The sequence below is a fragment of the Victivallis sp. genome (assembly GCF_048170485.1).
Classification (GTDB): domain Bacteria; phylum Verrucomicrobiota; class Lentisphaeria; order Victivallales; family Victivallaceae; genus Victivallis.
In genome coordinates this window covers 1-19,023 of the sequence record NZ_DBEXAY010000074.1, presented here as the reverse complement: position 1 = coordinate 19,023, position 19,023 = coordinate 1, and the positions used below count along the sequence as shown (strand labels likewise).

The 19,023-nt window shown below is 62.1% G+C and carries 14 protein-coding genes; 1 reads left to right on the top strand and 13 read right to left on the bottom strand.

What is annotated here, in order from left to right:
- Window positions 1-37 precede the first annotated feature (37 nt).
- The 8 genes from ACMLHG_RS04065 to trpE are packed head-to-tail and all read right to left on the bottom strand — an operon-like array spanning window position 38 to window position 8,346.
- Window positions 38-1,852, bottom strand: a complete 1,815-nt coding sequence (locus ACMLHG_RS04065; protein ID WP_417169649.1) for a TaqI-like C-terminal specificity domain-containing protein — start codon at window positions 1,850-1,852, stop codon at window positions 38-40.
- 54 nt (window positions 1,853-1,906) lie between these two features.
- The gene (gene trpA, locus ACMLHG_RS04060; protein WP_417169648.1) at window positions 1,907-2,704 is read right to left on the bottom strand and encodes a tryptophan synthase subunit alpha; all 798 of its coding nucleotides are present in this window, start codon (window positions 2,702-2,704) and stop codon (window positions 1,907-1,909) included.
- A gap of 3 nt (window positions 2,705-2,707) precedes the next feature.
- Window positions 2,708-3,889 (bottom strand): tryptophan synthase subunit beta, encoded by a 1,182-nt coding sequence (gene trpB / locus ACMLHG_RS04055; RefSeq protein ID WP_295807993.1) that lies wholly within the window; start codon window positions 3,887-3,889, stop codon window positions 2,708-2,710.
- Window positions 3,886-4,488: a phosphoribosylanthranilate isomerase gene (locus ACMLHG_RS04050; RefSeq protein ID WP_417169647.1), complete on the bottom strand. Its 603-nt coding sequence runs from the start codon at window positions 4,486-4,488 to the stop codon at window positions 3,886-3,888. Before ACMLHG_RS04050 ends, trpB begins: the two co-directional genes overlap by 4 nt.
- Window positions 4,467-5,246: an indole-3-glycerol phosphate synthase TrpC gene (trpC, locus tag ACMLHG_RS04045; protein WP_417169646.1), complete on the bottom strand. Its 780-nt coding sequence runs from the start codon at window positions 5,244-5,246 to the stop codon at window positions 4,467-4,469. The genes ACMLHG_RS04050 and trpC overlap by 22 nt, the downstream gene beginning before the upstream one ends.
- Entirely contained in the window at window positions 5,230-6,252 is a 1,023-nt protein-coding gene (trpD, locus tag ACMLHG_RS04040) for an anthranilate phosphoribosyltransferase (RefSeq protein WP_417169645.1), read from the bottom strand. The genes trpC and trpD overlap by 17 nt, the downstream gene beginning before the upstream one ends.
- The gene (locus ACMLHG_RS04035; protein ID WP_417169644.1) at window positions 6,246-6,848 is read right to left on the bottom strand and encodes an anthranilate synthase component II; all 603 of its coding nucleotides are present in this window, start codon (window positions 6,846-6,848) and stop codon (window positions 6,246-6,248) included. Before ACMLHG_RS04035 ends, trpD begins: the two co-directional genes overlap by 7 nt.
- A 28-nt stretch (window positions 6,849-6,876) precedes the next feature.
- Complete coding sequence (gene trpE, locus ACMLHG_RS04030) at window positions 6,877-8,346, bottom strand: anthranilate synthase component I (RefSeq protein WP_417169643.1); 1,470 nt, start codon at window positions 8,344-8,346, stop codon at window positions 6,877-6,879.
- A 392-nt stretch (window positions 8,347-8,738) separates the two neighbouring features.
- On the opposite strand from trpE, the gene ACMLHG_RS04025 reads away from it, so the two are divergent.
- On the top strand, window positions 8,739-10,376 hold the full coding sequence (locus ACMLHG_RS04025; protein WP_417169642.1) for a hypothetical protein: 1,638 nt from the start codon (window positions 8,739-8,741) through the stop codon (window positions 10,374-10,376).
- 80 nt (window positions 10,377-10,456) lie between these two features.
- Here ACMLHG_RS04025 and ACMLHG_RS04020 read toward each other — a convergent pair whose 3' ends face one another.
- The 5 genes from ACMLHG_RS04020 to ACMLHG_RS04000 form a co-directional block, all read right to left on the bottom strand.
- Window positions 10,457-10,978, bottom strand: a complete 522-nt coding sequence (locus ACMLHG_RS04020; RefSeq protein WP_295808005.1) for a hypothetical protein — start codon at window positions 10,976-10,978, stop codon at window positions 10,457-10,459.
- 29 nt (window positions 10,979-11,007) lie between these two features.
- Entirely contained in the window at window positions 11,008-14,388 is a 3,381-nt protein-coding gene (locus tag ACMLHG_RS04015; RefSeq protein ID WP_417169641.1) for a hypothetical protein, read from the bottom strand.
- Window positions 14,389-14,552: 164 nt separating this feature from the next.
- The gene (locus tag ACMLHG_RS04010) at window positions 14,553-16,886 is read right to left on the bottom strand and encodes a hypothetical protein (RefSeq protein WP_417169640.1); all 2,334 of its coding nucleotides are present in this window, start codon (window positions 16,884-16,886) and stop codon (window positions 14,553-14,555) included.
- A gap of 23 nt (window positions 16,887-16,909) precedes the next feature.
- Window positions 16,910-17,701, bottom strand: a complete 792-nt coding sequence (locus tag ACMLHG_RS04005; RefSeq protein WP_417169639.1) for a type II secretion system protein — start codon at window positions 17,699-17,701, stop codon at window positions 16,910-16,912.
- 55 nt (window positions 17,702-17,756) lie between these two features.
- Window positions 17,757-18,824, bottom strand: coding sequence for a GntR family transcriptional regulator (locus tag ACMLHG_RS04000; RefSeq protein ID WP_417169638.1), 1,068 nt, complete (start codon window positions 18,822-18,824; stop codon window positions 17,757-17,759).
- Between the last annotated feature and the right edge of the window lie 199 nt (window positions 18,825-19,023).

Here is a 19,023-nt window from a genome sequence, read left to right as displayed (position 1 = left end):
CGCCTTCTCCCCCGGCGGGAGGAGGCGCTTTTTTTCGTCAGCGCGAAGAGAGCACCCGCGCCCGCTCCTCCGCGGTGAGGTGGAAGAGGTCGAAGACGATCCGGTCGATCTCCGGCAGATTTCCGGCGGAATCGGCCAATTCTCCGAGTCGGGCGAAAACAGCAGGCTCCGCCTCCGGAACCGGCAGCTCCTCCAGGTCGCCGCGCAGTACCTTGTGCGTCGCGAAACGGCGGCGGAACAGATAACCGAAGAGCGTGGAGTTGAAGAGCGCCACAATCGCCTCCGCCGTCACCCCGGACAGGCGGGGAATCAGGAGATTCGCGCTGTTGAGCGTGAGAACTCCGGCGCGGTCGAGCGCGAATACCGGCCGGTCGGCGATGAAACGGTAGATCAATTTCCCGGGCGTGCGGTAGAATGCGAGCGGCGCGGCCTGCTGAAACTTCCCGATTCCGAGCCGGAGAAAACGGCGCGGCGCGCCGATCGAAAACGGCTGAATGTCACTGCCGCGCAGAATCGGCTCCGCCCCCGGCTCCGGCGCGTCGGCGAGAAAACGGCGGTTGTCACCGGTGACGATGCCGAGCGCCCAGAGGGCGTTCCCTTTCAACGTCCGGTGCGGCACGGCGAAAATTTTCTCCAGCAGTGTACGGTCCTCCTCCGCCACCGGGTGCCAGACCGCTCCGCCGGTCAACGTCCCCGCTCCTCGCCGGACCAGATCCAGCCGGATAGTGGCAGTGAACACGCCGGAAAATGAACGCCCCAGCGGTTCAATCCGCTCAATCCGGCTCCGGGCGGCGATCAGCGAACGGATGTCGGCGTGCGCCCGGATGTTCAGGATCGATTCCGGCAGAATCATCGACAGCCGTCCCCCCTCCGGCAGCCGCGAGAGTGCGCGGGCGATGAAGAAGGAGAAGCGTTCCCGCCCGGCAAGTCCGGCGAACTCCTCCCCGCGCGGCGGCGCGCCGCGAAACGCTCCCCACGGCGGATTGGTCGCGATAAAGTCAACCTGCGGCAGACGGATGCGTCCGAGCGCATTGCCGGAACGGACGTCGGGCGCGACATCCTTCTCCGGAAACTCCAGCAGCAGATTGAGCCGGGCAATCCGCGCGGCCACGGGATCCAGATCCACCCCGTGGATCGATTCCAGCGGCAGCTGGAGCACCCGGGCGGCGTGCACGAGATAGTTCCCGGTGCCGCAGCAGGGGTCGAGAAACGAGGAAACTCTCCCGGCGGCAGGCCGCAGTGACGCCTCCACCAGACGGTCGGGGGTGTAGTAACTGCCCTGCGCCGACTTCAATCCGGTCCGGGAGAGCGACTGGTAGAGAAAGCCGAGAAAATCCCCCTCCGCCCCCGGTTCGGCAAGCTCGAACACCCGGCAATGCGCCGCCCCGGGCGGGCCGACACGCCGCAACCACGGCGCCATGATCCGCTCCATATTCCGGCGGCGCCAGAAAAGCGGCGCGAGAGCGGAGGAAAGCTCAACCTCTTTGCGCTCGGCGAGCAGCCGGAGCGCGGCAAAGCAGAGCACCTTCTCCACATTGAGCCGCCGCGAGCGGGCGAAAGCCGCCACCGCGGCAAGCCGGCGCGAAAAAGTCCGGTCACTGGAATACTCCGAAGGGGCGAAGGCGGCACTGGCACGCCGCTTGTTGGCGCGGCTGCGCAGTTTCATCGAACTGCCGCTGCCCAGCTCATGCCGGAGCTTCTCCACCGCATCGGCGGCGATGGCGACCGGTCGGCCGGGCAGCGGTGAGAGCAGACCGGTCCGCAACCAGTTGCGGATGGTTCCGGCGGAGACATCCAGACGGCGGGCCGCTTCGCTCACCCGAACCGCCGCAATTGCCTGTGCCTCCGCCATATTCCTCCCCGTCCTGCTGTCCTTGCTATAAGATAGCCGGTCGGAGAGGGAAAATCAAGCATCCCGGCCCCGGACTCCGGCCGCCAGCTCGCCGGTCAGCGCGACAGCGGCATCGCACCCTTCGTCGAGCACTTTGCGCATGACCGCACTGCCGACCACCACGGCATCGGCATGGGCGCCGACCGCCTTCGCCATCGCCGCCGAAGAAATGCCGAATCCGGCGGCAACCGGCAGAGGAAGGCGGGCGCGAAGAGTTTCCAGCTCGCCGGCCAGTTCCGGCGGCAGAGCCTGACGCACTCCGGTCACGCCGCGCACGGTGATGTAGTAGACGAAGCCGCCGCAACCGGAGGCGATCCGTTCGGCCCGCTCCAGCGAGGTCGCCGGAGAGACCAGCGGAATCAGCTCAACGCCGGAAGTGCGGCAGAGCGGCTCGATTTCGCTCCGCTCCTCCAGCGGCAGATCGACGACGAGCAGTCCGTCGATCTCCGTCTCGCGCAGTGCCGCGCCGAGCCGGTCCAGCCCGTAGTGGAAGAGGACGTTGTAGTAGGAGAAGAGCACCAGCGGCGTCTCCGGATGGCGCGCCCGGATACGCCCGGCGATTTCGAGCACCTTCTTCAAGGTGGTTCCCGCGGCGAGGGCGACCTGCTCGGCATGCTGGATCACCGGCCCATCTGCCATCGGGTCGGAGAAGGGCACCCCCAGCTCCACCATATCCGCACCGGCGTCGATCAGGCGGTCGATCAGCGCCTCACTCTCCTCCGGCGTCGGACAGCCGACGGTTGCGTAAACGATCAATGCGCTCCGGCCTTCGGCGCGGCAGCGTTCGAAACAACGGTTGATGCGTGTATTCATAATTCAGAGAATCCCCATTTTTTCCTTGTACTGTCTGATGTTGTCCATATCCTTGTCGCCGCGCCCGGAGAGGCAGACGAGAACAATTCCCTCCGGCCCGAGTTCCGGGGCGATGCGGAGCGCCTCCGCCACCGCGTGGCTCGATTCGAGTGCGGGAATGATTCCCTCCAGATGCGAGAGCGTGTCGAAGGCCGCCACCGCTTCGGGATCGTTGACCGCCACGTAGCGGACCCGCCCGGAGTCGGCAAGGAAGCTGTGTTCGGGACCGACGCCGGGATAATCCAGTCCGGCGGAAACCGAATGGGTTTCGACGATCTGCCCGTCATCGGTCTGCAATAGATAGGTCTTGCTGCCGTGAAGGACGCCGACCTGTCCGCCGCAGATGCTGGCGGCGTGGCGGCCGGTTTCGACCCCCTCCCCGCCCGCCTCGACGCCGGTGAGCCGGACGCCTTCATCACTCAGGAATCCGGCGAACATGCCCATCGCGTTGCTTCCGCCGCCGACGCAGGCGATCACCTCGTCGGGGAGACGGCCGGCCTTCTCCAGAATCTGGCGGCGGCTCTCCACGCCGATCACCGACTGGAAGTCGCGGACGATCGCCGGATAAGGGTGCGGCCCCGCCACCGTGCCGATCACATAGAAGGTGTCCTCCTCGGTGGCGACCCAGTCGCGAATCGCCTCGTTCATCGCATCCTTGAGCGTGGCGGAGCCGGACTCCACCGCGATCACCCGGGCGCCGAGCGTCTTCATCCGCTCGACGTTCGGCGCCTGCCGGGCGACGTCCACCGCGCCCATGAAGACGTCGCACTCCATGCCGAAGAGCGCGGCGACCGTCGCCGTGGCGACGCCGTGCATCCCCGCGCCGGTCTCGGCGATCAGCCGTTTCTTGCCCATGCGGCGGGCGAGCAATGCCTGTCCGATGGTGTTGTTGATCTTGTGGGCGCCGGTGTGGTTCAAATCCTCGCGCTTGAGGTAGATCCGGGCGCCTCCGGCGTACTCGGTGAGCCGTTTGGCGAAGTAGAGCGGCGACTCCCGCCCGACGTAGTCGGTGAGCAGTTCGGCAAGTTCGCGCTGAAACGCCGGATCCTGCCGGGCGCGCAGATACTCCTCTTCGAGTGCATGCAGTGTGGGCATGAGCGTCTCCGCGACGTACTGCCCGCCGTAAATACCGTAATGGGAATTCATTGTACTATCTCCTTGAATAAAGTTTTCATTTTTTCTTCCGATTTAATGCCGGGTGCGGTTTCGAGCGAACTCGAAAGATCCACCCCGACAGGATGCACCGTCTGGATTGCTTCGCGGATGTTCTCCGGCGAAAGTCCCCCGGCCAGCATGATCCGCCATCGCCGGGCGGCCTGCGCCGCGAGGCTCCAGTCACAGCGGCGGCCGCTTCCGCCGGAGGCCGCGTCGAAGAGGAAACGCTCCACCTTCCATTCGGCGAGCGGCGCCAGCTCCGTCCCGGCGACGGCCCGCACCGCCTTCCAGACCGGATACGGAAGCGACGCGGCGAACTCCGGGGCCTCCTCCCCGTGCAGCTGAATGATGTCGAAATTCCCCTCCGCCGCACGCAGGATCGTCTCCCGGTCGGCATCGGCGAAAACGCCGACCCGCTTCACACCGGCCGGCAGTCCGCCGGTCAGTTCCCGCAACCTCTCCACCGGCACACAGCGCGGCGATGCGGGAACCAGAACGAAGCCGACGTAACCGGCCCCCAGTTCCGCCGCCAGCTCCACATCGCACCGACGGGTCAGACCGCAGATTTTCACTTCGACAGGAGTTCGCACAGTTTCCTCCCGGGCGACGGCGCCCGCATCAGGGTTTCTCCAATCAGAAAGGCCTGCGCGCCCAGCCCGTGAAGGCGCAGCAGGTCCGCCCGCTCCCGGATGGCGCTCTCGCCGACGGCGATGCACCCCTCCGGCACCCGTTGGATCAACTCGGCCACCCGGTCGAGGCTGGTGTCGAAGGTGGAGAGGTTGCGGGCGTTGATGCCGATGAGCCGCGCGCCGTTCGACGCGAGCATCTCCAGCTCCTCGCGGGTGTGTGCTTCGCAGAGCACCGCAAGACCGAGCGATTCGGCGCAGGCGTGAAGATTCCGGAACTCCGCTTCCGTGAGCATGGCGGCGATCAACAGCACCGCGTCCGCCCCCGCCGCCCGGGCCTCCAGAAGCTGGTATTCGTCGTAGAGGAAGTCCTTGCGCAGGAGCGGCAGGGTGGTCACCTTCCGGGCCCGTTCGAGATTCTCCAGGCCGCCGAGAAAGAAGTTCCGTTCCGTCAGAACCGAGAGTGCGGCGGCTCCCGCCGTCTCCAGTTCGGTGGCGAGCGCCTCCACCTCCAGCGGCTGGCGGATCACCCCTTTGCTCGGCGAAGCGGCCTTGAGTTCGGCGATCACCCGGAGCCCCGGCTTGCGGAGCGAACCGGTGAAATCGCGCACCGGCGGCGCGGCGGCAATCCGGCGGCGAAGTTCCGAGGCGGGGACATGCCGTTTCGCCTCTTCCAGCTCCGGACGGCTCCGTTCAACAATCGTTTCAAGCACCCGTTCCATGACTCGCCTCAATCAACAGTTCCAGTTTCCGTTCCGCGGCGCCGGAATCGATCGAACGGCCCGCGAGAGCAATCCCCTCTTCCAGCGTGGATGCCACGCCCGCGACGTAGATGGCCGCACCCGCGTTGAGCAGTACCGCCGCGCGCGGAGCGCCCCGGTTCACCCCGGTCAGCACCGACTGGAGAATTTCCGCATTCTGCTCCGGATCCCCGCCCCGGAGCTCCTCCGGCGCATAGACGGTTCCAAGCAGAAGTTCCGGCAGAAGTTCACGGGTGACGATGCGGCCGTCACGCAGTTCCGAAACCCGGGTGGCGGCACAGCAGCTGATCTCATCGAGCCCGTCGAGCCCGTGCACCACCAGCGCCCGGCGGACGCCGAGCTCCTGCAGTGCCCCGGCGAAGAGCTCCGTGAGCTCCGGCGCGTAAACGCCCAGCACGATCGACCGCGCGCCGGCCGGATTGCACAGAGGCCCCACCATATTGAACACCGTACGAATCCGCAGTTCACGGCGCAGCACCGCCACCTGTCCCAGCACCGGATGAAACTTCGCGGCGTAGAGGAAGCCGATGCCGTGTTCCGCAATCGCATTCTCCATCACCGCCGCCGGTGCATCGAGTTGAAATCCGAGCGCCGCCAGCACATCGGCCGAGCCGCAGCGGCTCGACGCCGCCCGGTTGCCGTGCTTGGCCACGCACACGCCGGCCCCGGCGGCGACGAAGGCGCTGGTCGTCGAAATGTTGAAACTGCCGGTGCCGTCACCGCCGGTGCCGACCACATCGACCACATCGCGACCGCCGCAGTCGATGAAGGCGGCGGCGCGGCGGAGCATCCGGGCGGCGCCGACCAGTTCGGTCTGCGACACCCCCTTCATCCGCAAGGCCGCGAGAAAAGCACCGATCTGCGAGTGAGCCACCTCCCCGCCGGTGATGATGCGGAACGCCTCCTCCATTTCGGCAGGCGAGAGGTCCCGGCGGTCAAGCACTTTTTCCAGATAGCGCGTCAGCATGATCCAGCCCTCCGTTCCATCCGCCGGCGGTTGACCAGATCGAGGAAGTTGGCGAGCTGCCGCTTGCCGGTCGAGGTGAGGATCGACTCCGGATGGTACTGGATCCCCTCGATAAGGTACTCCCGGTGGCGGATGCCCATCACTTCTCCATCCTCACTGCGGCAGGTGATCTCCAGCTCCGGCGGCAGCGTCGATTCGTCGAGCGCGAGCGAGTGGTAGCGGACCGCCTTGAACGGCGAACTCAATCCGGCGAACAGCCCCTTCCCGTCGTGATCGACCGTCGAAACCTTGCCATGAACAATCCGCCCGGCATGAATGACCTGCATGCCGAACGCCTGCCCGATCCCCTGATGGCCGAGGCAGACACCGAGCATCGGAATTTTTCCGGCGGCGGCCCGGATCAGCGCGGGCATGATGCCGGCGTTCTCCGGACGGCCCGGACCGGGCGAGAGCACGATCGCCTCCGGGCGGAGCGCGAACACCTCCTCCGGCGTGATCGACCGGTTGCGGGCGGTCACCACCTCGCAGCCGAGCTGCTGAAAATACTGCACCAGATTGTAGGAGAACGAATCGAAATTGTCAAGCACGAAAATCATGATACCATCAAAGCTCCTCTTCTTCGCGTTACAGTTCCAGCCCCGCCGCCGCCAGCCGGAGCGACCGGAGCATCGCGGCGGCCTTGTTGACCGTCTCCTCATATTCCGTCGCCGGATCGGAGTCGTAGACGATTCCGGCTCCGGCCTGAATCGAAACCTGACCGTTCTCAATCTGCAATGTGCGGATGGTGATCGCCAGATCCATGTTCCGGGTGTAGCTGAAGTAGCCGACCGCACCGCCGTAGGTGCCGCGCGGTTCGGGTTCCAGCTCGTGAATGATCTCCATCGCCCGGACCTTCGGCGCACCGGAGAGCGTTCCGGCGGGGAAGACCGAACGGACCAGATCGAAGCCGTCCACCCCCTCGGCGGGGAGCGCCTCCACCGTCGTCACCAGATGCATCACATGCGAATACCGTTCCACGGTCATGAAGTCCTTGACCTGCACGCTGCCCGGCAGTGCCACCCGGCCGAGGTCGTTGCGGCCGAGATCGACCAGCATCAGGTGTTCGGCTCGCTCCTTCTCGTCGCGCAGAAGCTCGTCGGCGAGCTCCCGGTCGCGGGCGGGAGTCTGGCCGCGGCGGCGGGTTCCGGCGATCGGCCGCACCATCGCGGTGCCCCCGTCGAGCCGCACCAGCGTCTCCGGACTGGAGCCGACCAGCACCCGTTCGCCCAGCTTGAGGTAGAAGGTGTAGGGCGACGGGTTCACCAGCCGCAGCGCCCGGTAAAGCTGAATCGGCGGCTGATGAAACTCCGCCGTGAACTTCTGCGACAGCACCACCTGAATGATGTCGCCGTCGCAGATGTACTGCTTGCCCTTCTCCACCATCGCCATATACTCTTCGCGGCTCATGTTCGAATGGAGCTGCGGCGCCGGTCCGGCCACCGCTTCCAGAGCCGGAGCCGGACGGCGCAGCGTCTCGCGGATTTCACCGATCCGGGCGACGGCGTGATCGTAGGCGGCCCGCAGATTCGGGTACTCCTCCGGACGGACCGAAACCGAAATCATCATCGTATGATGCAGATTGTCGAAGATGATCATCTCATCGGTGATCAGGAAGGCGCACTCCGGCCCTTTCAAACCGGGTTTCGGCGGAGGCAGCTCCTCGAATTCGCCGACCGTCTCGTACCCGATGTAGCCGATCGCGCCGCCGAAGAGCGGCGGCAGATCCGGAACCGCCGCCGGACGGATTCCGTCGAGCAGTCCCCGCAACGCGGTGAACGCCCCTTCCGGCGCCGGAAGCTCCCGTTTCCCGGTACCATCGGTATAGTAGGGACGCCCCTGCTCCACCGTGAAGACGCCGCGCGGATGAATGCCGAGGAAGGAGTAGCGGCCGAACCGCTCCCCCGCCTCGACGCTTTCGAGCAGAAAGACGTTCTCGTCATCCCGGAAACGCGCCAGCACCGAAACCGGCGTCTCCAGATCGGCGAGCACCCGGTGTACCACCGGAACCAGGTTGGCACCCTCCGCCAGCTGGCGAAACTCCTCAAACTTCATCATTTTTTCTCTCTCCTGTATGTTGTTTTCTGAAAAATCTGCACAAAAAAAGGCGGGTCGCAATCTCGTTGGATCGGACCCGCCGTCAATCGGTTTTCTTTTCCCGGTCATGCCCCTTTTCAGGACCTCCCGGTGTCGTATCGGGGAGTTTCAGAGCATGACAAGGCCGGCAACGGCGGGCTTTCGCCACCACCACTGCCAGGTATTGTTGATGCGCTGAAACGAAGTATTCATCGAAAAAATCCTTTTCAAATTTCTTATAATATCGCTCTTTTTCCTCTGTTTGTCAAATGATTTTTCTGAAATTCTGCAAAAAAAACGGGAAACCGGTTGCAACGCGGCTTCTTCCACGCTACAGTTATACAACCTGCAAAAATTCCAATTCAGAAAGACATATGAGAAAACCAATTGAAACCATCGCTTCCGGGACAACAGCCGCTTTGCTCCGGCAGCCTGTCCTGCGGTGGAGCGTTCTACTCTTTCTTGCCGGAGTTCTCCTTCAGCTGATGCCTTACTTCGGCTGGAACTTCTCCACGCTGCCCGGCTCGCTCGACACCCTGTTCAACCGCTACGTGCTCGAACACGGCTACCTCTGGCTGATGGGCGAAGAGTCCTCATTCTGGAACGCGCCGTTTTTCTACCCCGCGCCGCTCGCCCTCGCCTACTCGGACTGCCATGCCGGGAATCTGCCCTTCTACGCGCTCTTCCGGATCGCCGGGTTCACTCCGGACGGCGCGCTCCAGTGCTGGATTCTGCTCCAGTATCTGCTGAACTTCGCCGCCTGCGTCTGGATGCTGCGGAAACTGGAGTTTTCCCCGCTCGCGGCGGCGGCAGGCGGCTACCTCTTCACCTTCGCCATGCCGGTCACCGCCCAGCTCACCCACATTCAACTGCTGCCGCGCTTCCCGATTCCGCTCGCGTTCGGCGCACTCTGGCTCTTCTGGAAAAAGCCGGACCTGCGCTGTTTCGCGTTGCTCACCAGCGCGCTGTTCTGGCAGTTCGCCTGCTCCATCTACCTGGGAACTCTGCTCCTTCTGGCGCTGGCGGTGCTCTTCTGCTGTCTGGCAATCCGGGACCGGAAGCGGAAGGACTGGCGGCAGGTTCTGCCGGGCGGGAACTGCCGTGAAATCCTCGGGCGGGTACTTCTGCTCGCCATCCCCGTCCTCCTGCTTGCGAAATTTCTGTTTCCGCCCTACCTCGTAATCTGGCGCATGTTGAACCGAATTCAGCCGTTCAGCATTCAGCTGCTCGAACTGCCCCGCCTTTCAAGCTATTTTCTCCCGGCGGATGACGCTCTCTGCTGGCACTGGCTGGCCTCTCTCATCGCCGTCGGCTCCTACCGGGAGGAACATGTTCTCTTTTCCGGAATCGCGGCGCTGGCGGCCACCGTCGCCGCCGCCTGGGTCCTGTGCCGGAAAGCGCCGCGCAATCCCCTGCTGCTGAGTGCGTTTCTCTGCTGGCTTGTCCTGTTTTGCTTCAGTCTGCAAATCGGAGAGTTCAGCCTCTACAAGACCTTGCGCGAAATCCTCCCCGGGCTCAACAGCCTGCGGAGCATGACCCGAATCATCCTCGTGCTGCTGCTCTTTCAGGCAATCTTCGTCGCTTGGGTGATCGATCGTCTGCGGGCGGGGAAATTCAGACGATGGCTGTGGATCGCGCTCCCGATCCTGGTGCTGGAAGGGATGGTCTTCCAGCCGCAATCGCGCTATGACAAAGCGGCGGTCCGGGAGAAGGTCGACCGGATTGCGGCACAGATGCAGGAACTGCCGCCGCGCTCCCTCGTCTTCCGCTACACACCCGGGGAACCGGGTCCGGAAACCAATCTGTACACCATGCTGGCGGCGCAGCAGACCGGCATGGTCACGATCAACGGCTACAGCGGACACAATCCGCCCGGCTGGTTCGCCTTCGGCTGGCCGACGCCGCAGAACTGGCGCGACGCCCTGCGGGAGTGGAGAAGACTTTCCGGAGAAGTTTTCTTCTCCAAAGATCCCGATGCGCCGTGGAGAACCCGGCTCTACCGCATTCCCTGAAGCCGGATTCCCGGCGGTTGAGAACAACGGGCTCTCACTAGTGCAGAGAGTACCAGTCCATCAACGACCACCGCCGCCGGTCATCCGGCCCGGCGGGCGAAAAACGTGAGCGTCAACGGCACACCTCCCTTCACCGGAATCGACTGCTGAACCCGTTTGTCATGACTGGTCCGCACGCAGTATGTTCCAGAGAAGGCTCCGCCGGAGCCGAGCGCTTCCGGCTGGAGGATCCATCCCGCCGGAACGCCCCGGGAGCCGATCTCTTCGAAGTCGCCGTTTTTCAATGTTCCGCCCTTGAGTATGAACTTGTCGTAACAGATCACCTGATCGCTCCGATTGCCCATGACGATCAGCTGGAGGGTTCCATCGTTTTCCGGCGTGAATGTCACCGAGTACGCCTTCCACCCCTCCTCCGCCGGAGCGGTGACCACCAGCCGCCGGAGCGGATGCGCTTTCATCCAGCGCGCCGGAGCGCCGGTCACTCCTTCGGAAACGGCATTGCAGGCGAGATCACAGTCCGCCAGCAGATCGATGCGGAGATCGTCGGCGGCGTTGAGTATGCACGCGGCGACACACGCCGATACCACAGACCACAATTTCATGAGATGAACTCCTTTCTCCCTTGAAAAACCTATTCCAGCACCAGTCTGACATTGTCGAGACAGATGGTTCCGGTCGTCTCCGGCCCCAGACCGAGGCCGATTTCCAGAAAGTCCGTGTTGTTGCGCAACGTGACCGGAAACTGGTAGAGCCGCCACGCTGACGTGCCGGTGATGTCCTGTTTCCGGATTCTCTCCACCGCGCTTTCGCCGTGACGCTTCATGCCGAACCGGACCTGCATGCCGGACTTCCCCTTCCCCTCCTTCGGACTCTTCACTTCGTCGAGTTTCGCGAGAAACGAGAGCGTCGCCCGCCGGAACCGCCCCGCCGGAAACTCCACGCGCTGCGTGACCAGCGCCGGAACCTTCTGCGACCGTTCGACGGCGACCGCCATGCCACGCCCGGCGTATCCCGCCTCAGGCGCACAGCGGAACGCCGTTCCGTACCGGACATCGTAGAGCCAGTGCTTCGGCATGGCAAGGGTGTTGCAGCGCTCGAATGAACCGTTCTTCAGCCCGCACTCTCCGGGGAGCCGGAACAGCGGATAGTGAAAGCGTTCCTGGAACGACCTGCCCTCCACCCCCGGAATCCGCTCCTTGCCGCCGTCGCCGCGGGTGACGATGAGATCCAGCCCGACGTACTCCTGCGCCACCGGAATCCGGAACGTTGCACGGTATCCGCCGGGAATCGCCGACGAGGCGAATTCGAACGGGAACTCCAATCGTTTTCCGTTCCGCAACGCCCCCTTCTCTCCAGAGGGCGTGCCGTAGAGCTGAAACGGAGAAGCGGCATCCCGGGCGAGATTCCGGAACGGCCCTTCATCGAGAAAGAGTTCGACGCAGCTCCCCGCATGAAACACCTTCCCCGGCCGGACCTGCGGATCACGCACCGCCACGTTCACGACAAGAGCCTTCCCGTCAAACGTGAGTTCCGCCCGGCTGCCATCCGCCAGCGCCAGTTTCGCCGGCAGCCGGTAACAGGGGGTCTCCGGCACCAGCGCAATCCCGTTCAGCGAACCGCGGAACCCGTCGACGGCAATTGTGTTCAACCGGGTGTCGCCACGAAACGAAAACTCCACCGGGAGGGTGTCGATTTTTGCCGGCACCTCCTCCGGCAGGCCGGTCAGATTTTCCCCCTCGAAAAAGGTGGTTTCCCCGAAACGCCGGGCGCGGATCTTCACCGGATTTTGAAGTTCGAAGCGGGATTTCATCAGCAGTTGCCGCACCTCCTCCGGAGTGCCGGTGACGTAATACGGTTCAAATTTCAGCCGATGTCTCCCGCCGGAAACCGGATTGCCGTAGATGTCCAGAACCCGCGCCTTCGTGCCGCCCGGAATCCAGACGCTGCCGGAGGGGCGCATGTCGTAGAGGAAACCGAGCGCCCGTCTGCCGTCCCGGCTGCGGAACATGCCGCAGCGCACCCAGGATGAGAGCGGCAGCTCCTCCACGGAATCCATCCCCGCCAGCAGTGCGGAGAGCGCGTTGGTGGCGGCGAAGACGTCGTTCGGCGCCGAGAGGCCGTTGACGTTTTCCTGCCGGTAGAAGGAGTTTGTCGATGAGGCCATCGTCGCTTTGACTCCGTTCAGGAAGCCGTCGAGGAACTGCCGGGCGATCTCGTTCGCGCCGTAGCGCTCTTTGTTCACATAGTAGTTGATCTGCCGGGAGTAGGCGGTCGGCAGATAGTAGTTCTCGGTGTTCCAGAGCGGCTTTTTCACCTTCAGCGTATCGGAGATGTCCCGGATGACGTTCCGGTAGCGGAAGGTGAGGCCGTTCATGTAGTCCAGACCGCAGTTGTAGGGGTGGAACGCGACGCCGTCGAGCCAGTTGACGTAGTCGGGATTCTCGCGGTTGAGCTGGCTGCACCAGCCGACAATGTTCATGCCGAAGTCGCCGGTCACACCGTTGCCGAGCACGATCGAATCGGGCTGAACGCGCTTGATCGTCTCGTAGGTGTATCTGCAGAGGTCGATGAACCACTTCGCATGTCCGGCGGGCGGATGGATCAGCAGTCCCGGTTCGTTGCTCATCTCCCAGATTTTCACCTCATCCTTCCAGCTCTTCAGCACGAAGTCGAGATAGCGGTCGTACACCCCTTTGACCGGCACCATCAGCACGCCGTCGCGGTTGTCGCCGGTCACCTTGTGCCACTTCGCCAGATAGGCGGGGAATCCGTGCCGTCCCCGTTTGAGCACCTCCTGAATATTGGTCTGCGTATTGAAGCTGCCGACCAGGCAGAAAACCGGTTCAATCCGGTATTGTTTCAGCATCTGAATGGTATCATCGAGCGGCGCGCGGCAAAACTGCCCCTCCTCCGGCTCAGTCGCGCGCCAGTAGCCCCAGACCCGGCCGATCGACTGGCCGGAGAGCCGCATGTCGCGGAAGGTCTTCTCGAAACCGCCGGCACGGCCGATGGTCCTGATCCGGAGCGGATCGGGCATGTAGAGGGCGATGCCGTTCTCCGTATTCGACCCCAGCGCCCAGCCGGGCGAAAATCGCGGATGGAGCACGGACTCGTGAATGACAACGAAGTCGCCGCCGATTCGCTCCGGGGAGCGCCCCGCAAGTTTCAGTTGCGCGGCAAAGGCGCCGCGGAGCGAAGGATTCCAGCGTACCTGTCCTTCAAAGATCCCGTCCGGCTGCCGGGTGAGCGTGACCGGGAGTGACGCGACCTGTTTCCGGTCGTGAAAGAAGAGAATTTCCGCCCGGCCCGTCAGCGTCTCCTCCTTCGCGTCGAGCGCGGCGCGGAAGGTCATTGCAACCGGTTCTCCGGCGCGGTAGAGCGATTCGACCTTGTCGAAGGTGACCGCGTATTCCTCCTGCGGTTTTGCCGGAGCGTCAACCCGGGTGAAGCGGAAGTTGTCCAGATAGAGCGAATTGATCCTGCGCTCCGCCCCCGGCAGGATCCAGATGCTGTAAAAGTTGGTATATCCCTTGATTTTAAAGCGTCTGGAGAAGTGCTGCCACTTCTCCGTCGGGCGGAAGGAGAATCCGCTGAGCATCGGGTAGTAGGAGTCGCGGTCGCCGTCGGTGTTGGCCCGGAAGTCGATCCGGAAGAGCTGATTCGGCGTATAGTCGCCCTCCTCGTTCTTCCCGGCCCGCGCGTCGAAGGAGATCTCCACCTCGCACGCCTCGCGAAGATAGAAATCCTCGAGCGAACAGCGGTAGCCGCGCAACCCGCGGAATCCGGGCAGCAGGATACAGCGGCCGGGGTTCCCGCCCTCGACGGTAAGCGGCAGGTAGACGCGGTCGGGATTGGCATTTACCACCTCGTTGAGAATCCGGACATGTTCGAATTTCATCCCGGGGGCCGGACCGTTGAGCACGCCGAGTTCGGCGGAGGGGTTGTTGTTGATCGTTCCGGCCGACGCCAGACAGCCGATCCCGGCAAGCAGTGCAATGGCAAGTGGTTTCATTTTCGTACCTCGCTTTCTCTGCAACGGATTATACCTGAGGTTCCGCGAGGAAGCAACCATCTCGCTGAAAAAAACGGAAAAAAGGGGGGATTTTTTTGTTACGAAAAATCCCCCTGACTGGAAAGAAAGCGCCCCCTCGGCAACAGCCGGCCGACGCGGCAATTCTACCGCGGAATCCGGTGCAGCCGGATATTGCGGAGCTGAAAATCCATTTCATTCTCCGCCGTGCCGAGTCCAATCCGGAGTCGGTAGATCGGACGCATCCGCACGGATTCCGGTACGATCACCATTCTGGAACTCCACTCCGGTGTCGGCGGCGGATAATTGACCTGGCTGAAGTCATTTTTGCTCCGGTCGTGAACAAACAGCACCTTGCTGTAGGGATAGCGGCGGTCGCTGAATTTCTTCGCCCGGATCTCAAAGGAAATTGCAATCACATCCTGCAGAGACTCTTCCGGCAGGTTCAGAAAGTATTCCGGATAAGCCCAGCCCGGCGAGGAGAAACGCGTATGAAAACCGACCGCCCCTTCCACCGGAACGCTCCGTATCGTCATCTTCCCTCCCGCATTGACGCGCCAGTTCTTCGCCTCGCCGGCTCCGACGAGCGGTTCCCGGGTAAGCGACGTGGTGTCAAGGAAGCGCAGCGTAACCGGTGAGGCATTTCCGCGACGGTCGCGCAACACGATTCTGCGAATGGTGTCCCGGCACTGCGTCAGATCGACGGTCCAGGAGCGGGAGAGCTTCGTTCCGGCGGGAATCAAATCCGGCAGCGGCTCCGCGACGGAGACGATCCGCCCGCCCTCCGGCAACAGCAGCTCCGGCTCGACCGGCAATGCACGGTCGGCAAGGTTGGACCAGTGAAACTCCAGCTTTTCCGGCGTATCAACATAGTAGAGATTGGTCTTCCAGTCGTATTGCCAATACGAAAACTGCGTTGTCACCGGGAACGGAGTCCGCGGCTGTTCCCGATAATTTTCTGCAATTTTCAACAGATTTCCTTCGGGGGTGTCATGGTGTATCCATTGTTCAATCTCGGCTGTCGAACAGAAAAGATAGACGATCTTTCCCCATTCCGCAGCGCTTCCGCTCCCCGGGATGGAACCGTCGATGCGCACGGCCTCTTTCACCGGAAGGTTTTTCCAGTCCAGCGGCCCGGTTTTTCCACTGGGAACATACCCCGCAATCACAGCAGAATCACCATTTGCAAAGACCATCGCACTTTCCCAGTTCCGCGGCGGCGCGGCAAGCTCGCCGATGTAACGTTTGCCGGAAAGACATTGAACTGCGAACGCGTAGGCGGCAAAATTGCGCTGCGGTGAACCGTCCAGATCCAGCAACCCGAAATTGACGGAATACTCCTGGCAGAAGATAAGGCGAAACGGAATGAATTTCGCGACCCCGCACGCCCGGGCAATCCATGCACTCCGGACCAGCGAAACCGCGCTTTCCATATCGTCCGCCGGCAGAGCGCGCTTCCGCCCGTCCACTCCCCGGAACGTGGGATTCTTCACGTTACCCGCCGACCAGGCATAACCGGTTTCCGTAATCCACAGCGGCATGCCGGGCTTGGACGTTTTCGCCAAAACCTGGCGGGCAGTCGCTACGCTGTCGCACATCTTTTCCGGAGGCAGATAGACGTGCAATGCAAAGACATCGCAAAGTTCGGCCAGCCCCGCTTCCGTATAGCCGCCGAGCTCATCCGCCAGAGGTCGGGCGAACCCGGGCGTCACAATCGGCTGTTTCAGGTCGATCTTGTCGGCGAGAAAGGAACAGGCGTTGATTTCGGACAGCGTCACATCCGGCGGATAAGGGCGGTTGGTGGTCTCATTCTCAATCTGCCAGCCGACCATCCCCGGAGCCCGGTGAGGCAGAAGCAGCCGCAGAGAACGTTCCAGCGAAAGCAGATGACGCGGATAGATTGCCTCTCCCTTCGCCTGCTGATTTTCCGGCCGGAGCTGCCAGGACGGAGCATCGGCCAGATAGTGCAGAATCCGCACCGGCGTGGACGCCACTTGCTGAAATGTCGAATCGGAACCGGGCCGGAGTTTGCCGGGCTGTGGTTCATCATCCTTCCAGCTCCGGTAATCGCGCATCGTGCCGATGCCGGTCCGTTCCAGCAAATTGAGAACCTGCTCGATCACCGCCATCCCCTCTTTGCGTTCACGGCGGCTCACGTCGGTCTGCATTCCCCAGAATGGATCGGGAGCGCCCTGCCACGCCGGCGAAACGTAAAGGCCGACCCGGTGACCGGGGAACTCCAATTCATAAAATCCCTGGGGAAGTTTCAAAGTCAACTCACCCGCGCCATTCAGCGCCCCGGAACTGAGCTGCCTGCCCATGATATCACAGAGTCTGTACGCGGCCCCGGCTCCGTCGACAAAACGAAGCAGATTCTCCCGGTCGGCCTCCAGCATCGCCCCTTCGCCGAACGGAAGGTGCGGAGCGGCATGAAGACAAACCGTCAACAGCATCGCCAGAATGAGGCAATGGATTTTCATATCATTCCTCAACAATTTCTCTTTCAACGATCATACCAGAAGCGGGTCAGGTTCTCTTCACTGCCGTCGAACGGCGGGGAACCGTATGGATAGATGATATTCCGCACCGAATACTGCACACAACCGCCGCTCACAGTCAGCGCCACCACCACATTCCCGCGATGCCGTGCATAAGGATCTCCCCAGCCGGAGTTGCTGAATGCGGAGCTGAAGACCGAATCCCGGTTGTCACGCACCCGGTAAAATCCGTAGTTCTGAGGGATCCCCGCCTTGCCTGCCGCCGTATCCATCGTTATGATTTTGGCGGAGGGATTCCGCAGCCGGGTGACCTTCACGTCGGCCCGCCAGATCCCCGCGTTGGCGGCATACTGCGGATACCCGTGCCACCAGTAGTAACAGCGGGAGGCGTGATACGTATCCAGACTGCCGGAAGTTACAGACGGGCACTCAAAAATCGCAGTATGTACATAGTTCCCCTGAAAATAGGGTTTATCTGTAATCGGCGAACGGCCGACGAGCATGTAGGGCCAATACCGGCTGTAATCGCTGTTCACAAGCAACGGAAGACGGTCATCGTAGTCTTTCAGATACTGAGCAATTCCCAGCCCCAGCTGTTTCTGATTGGAGACGCACCGGATGGTCCGGGCGCGTTCCCTCGCCTGATTCAACGCAGGCAGCAACAGGGATGCGAGGATTCCAATGATTGCTACAACAACTAAAAGCTCGATTAAAGTAAATGAATTTTGCAACGGGGTTCGCATCGTGAACTTCCATTGCCAGCACCTTCTGCCGGTCGTCTGTCTGAAAAACTTCATGCCTGATCCTCCTGAATCTTTAGCTGGGTACGTCACTGTTTCACGGCGATTCATTTCAGAAATTCCTTTTTTGAGTGGTGGAAATGGCGTGCGGCTGCAGCAGAATCCGGAGGGAATGCGGCTCCCGGGCCGTCAACTGCTGAAAACTGTTCTCCAGAATGTCGTGCACCTGAAAGACGAAGTAATCGACCTGCGGAAGAGGTTCCTTTTCAAACGGATAGTTGCTGTGGCTGGCAATCCGGACATCCACGCCCGGCGTCAGCCCGAGCTCGGCCAGCGCGTCACAGGCGATCGGCAGCAGGTTCTCGTTCAAAACGATCAGGGAGTCCGGACGCTGCCCGGCAAGGCCGGAGAAAAGCAGCCGGATCAGATTCCGCTTGAGCACCGGCCGCCCGGTTTCGTGAAAGAGCCCGAGAATCCACTCCGGCGGCGTGAAGGCGCGGCCGTCGGCGCAGAGTTCGGCGATCTGCGTCAGGCGCGCAGAGGCGAGCATACTGTGCACCAGCACGGCAATCCGTTTCGCCCCCCGCTCCAGCAGCCGCTCCCGGCACATCCGGAAGAGTTCCACCGTGTCGAACGTGATGAACGGGTAGTGATGCAGCGTGTCATTCGGGTCGCGCGACACCACCACACAGGGGAAATTCCCCAGCTTCTTCTGAATCTCGCGCGAAGGAGCGAAAAAGAAGAAGATGATTCCGGCCAGCAGTCCGCGGGAGACATCCGCCAGAAGCCGCTCAAACTCCGCGGTCACCGGCGCCTCGGCGGTTCCGGTGCGGTAGAATTCAAAGTAGATCTCCGGATGCTCCGCCTGAAACGCCGGAAGTTCATACTTGACCGAACGATACAGCGTGTCGTCCGGCAGTTCGTTGTGGTCCGGCAGGGTCGGGAACACCAGCGCATACCGCGAGAGATGCGGTGGATTCGCCGTCACCCGGATTCCCTTCATCCCCCTCGACTCCAGAAAGTTCCACTCGATCAGCTGATTGATGCATTTTTGAAACGCGCTGACACTGACAGAATACTCCGCCAGCAGTTCCGGCCGGTTCGGCAGTTTGCTGCCGGGGGGGAATTCCCCGCTCACAATCCGGCGGCGCAGATGTTCAAGAATTTCCGGTGTTTTCATATTTTTGATCCATTATTTCGAAATATTTTGATATATTATACCTTAAAAACGAAATATTGTCAAGAGCGTACAGAAAAAAAATTCCTTTTTAACGATAAACACTCTCTCTGCGCCGTATAAAGTCCGATTCAACAGGCGACAGCTCATCGGGAAAACAAAAATAATCCATTTTTCTTTGAAATACCAGCTTGACAAAAGG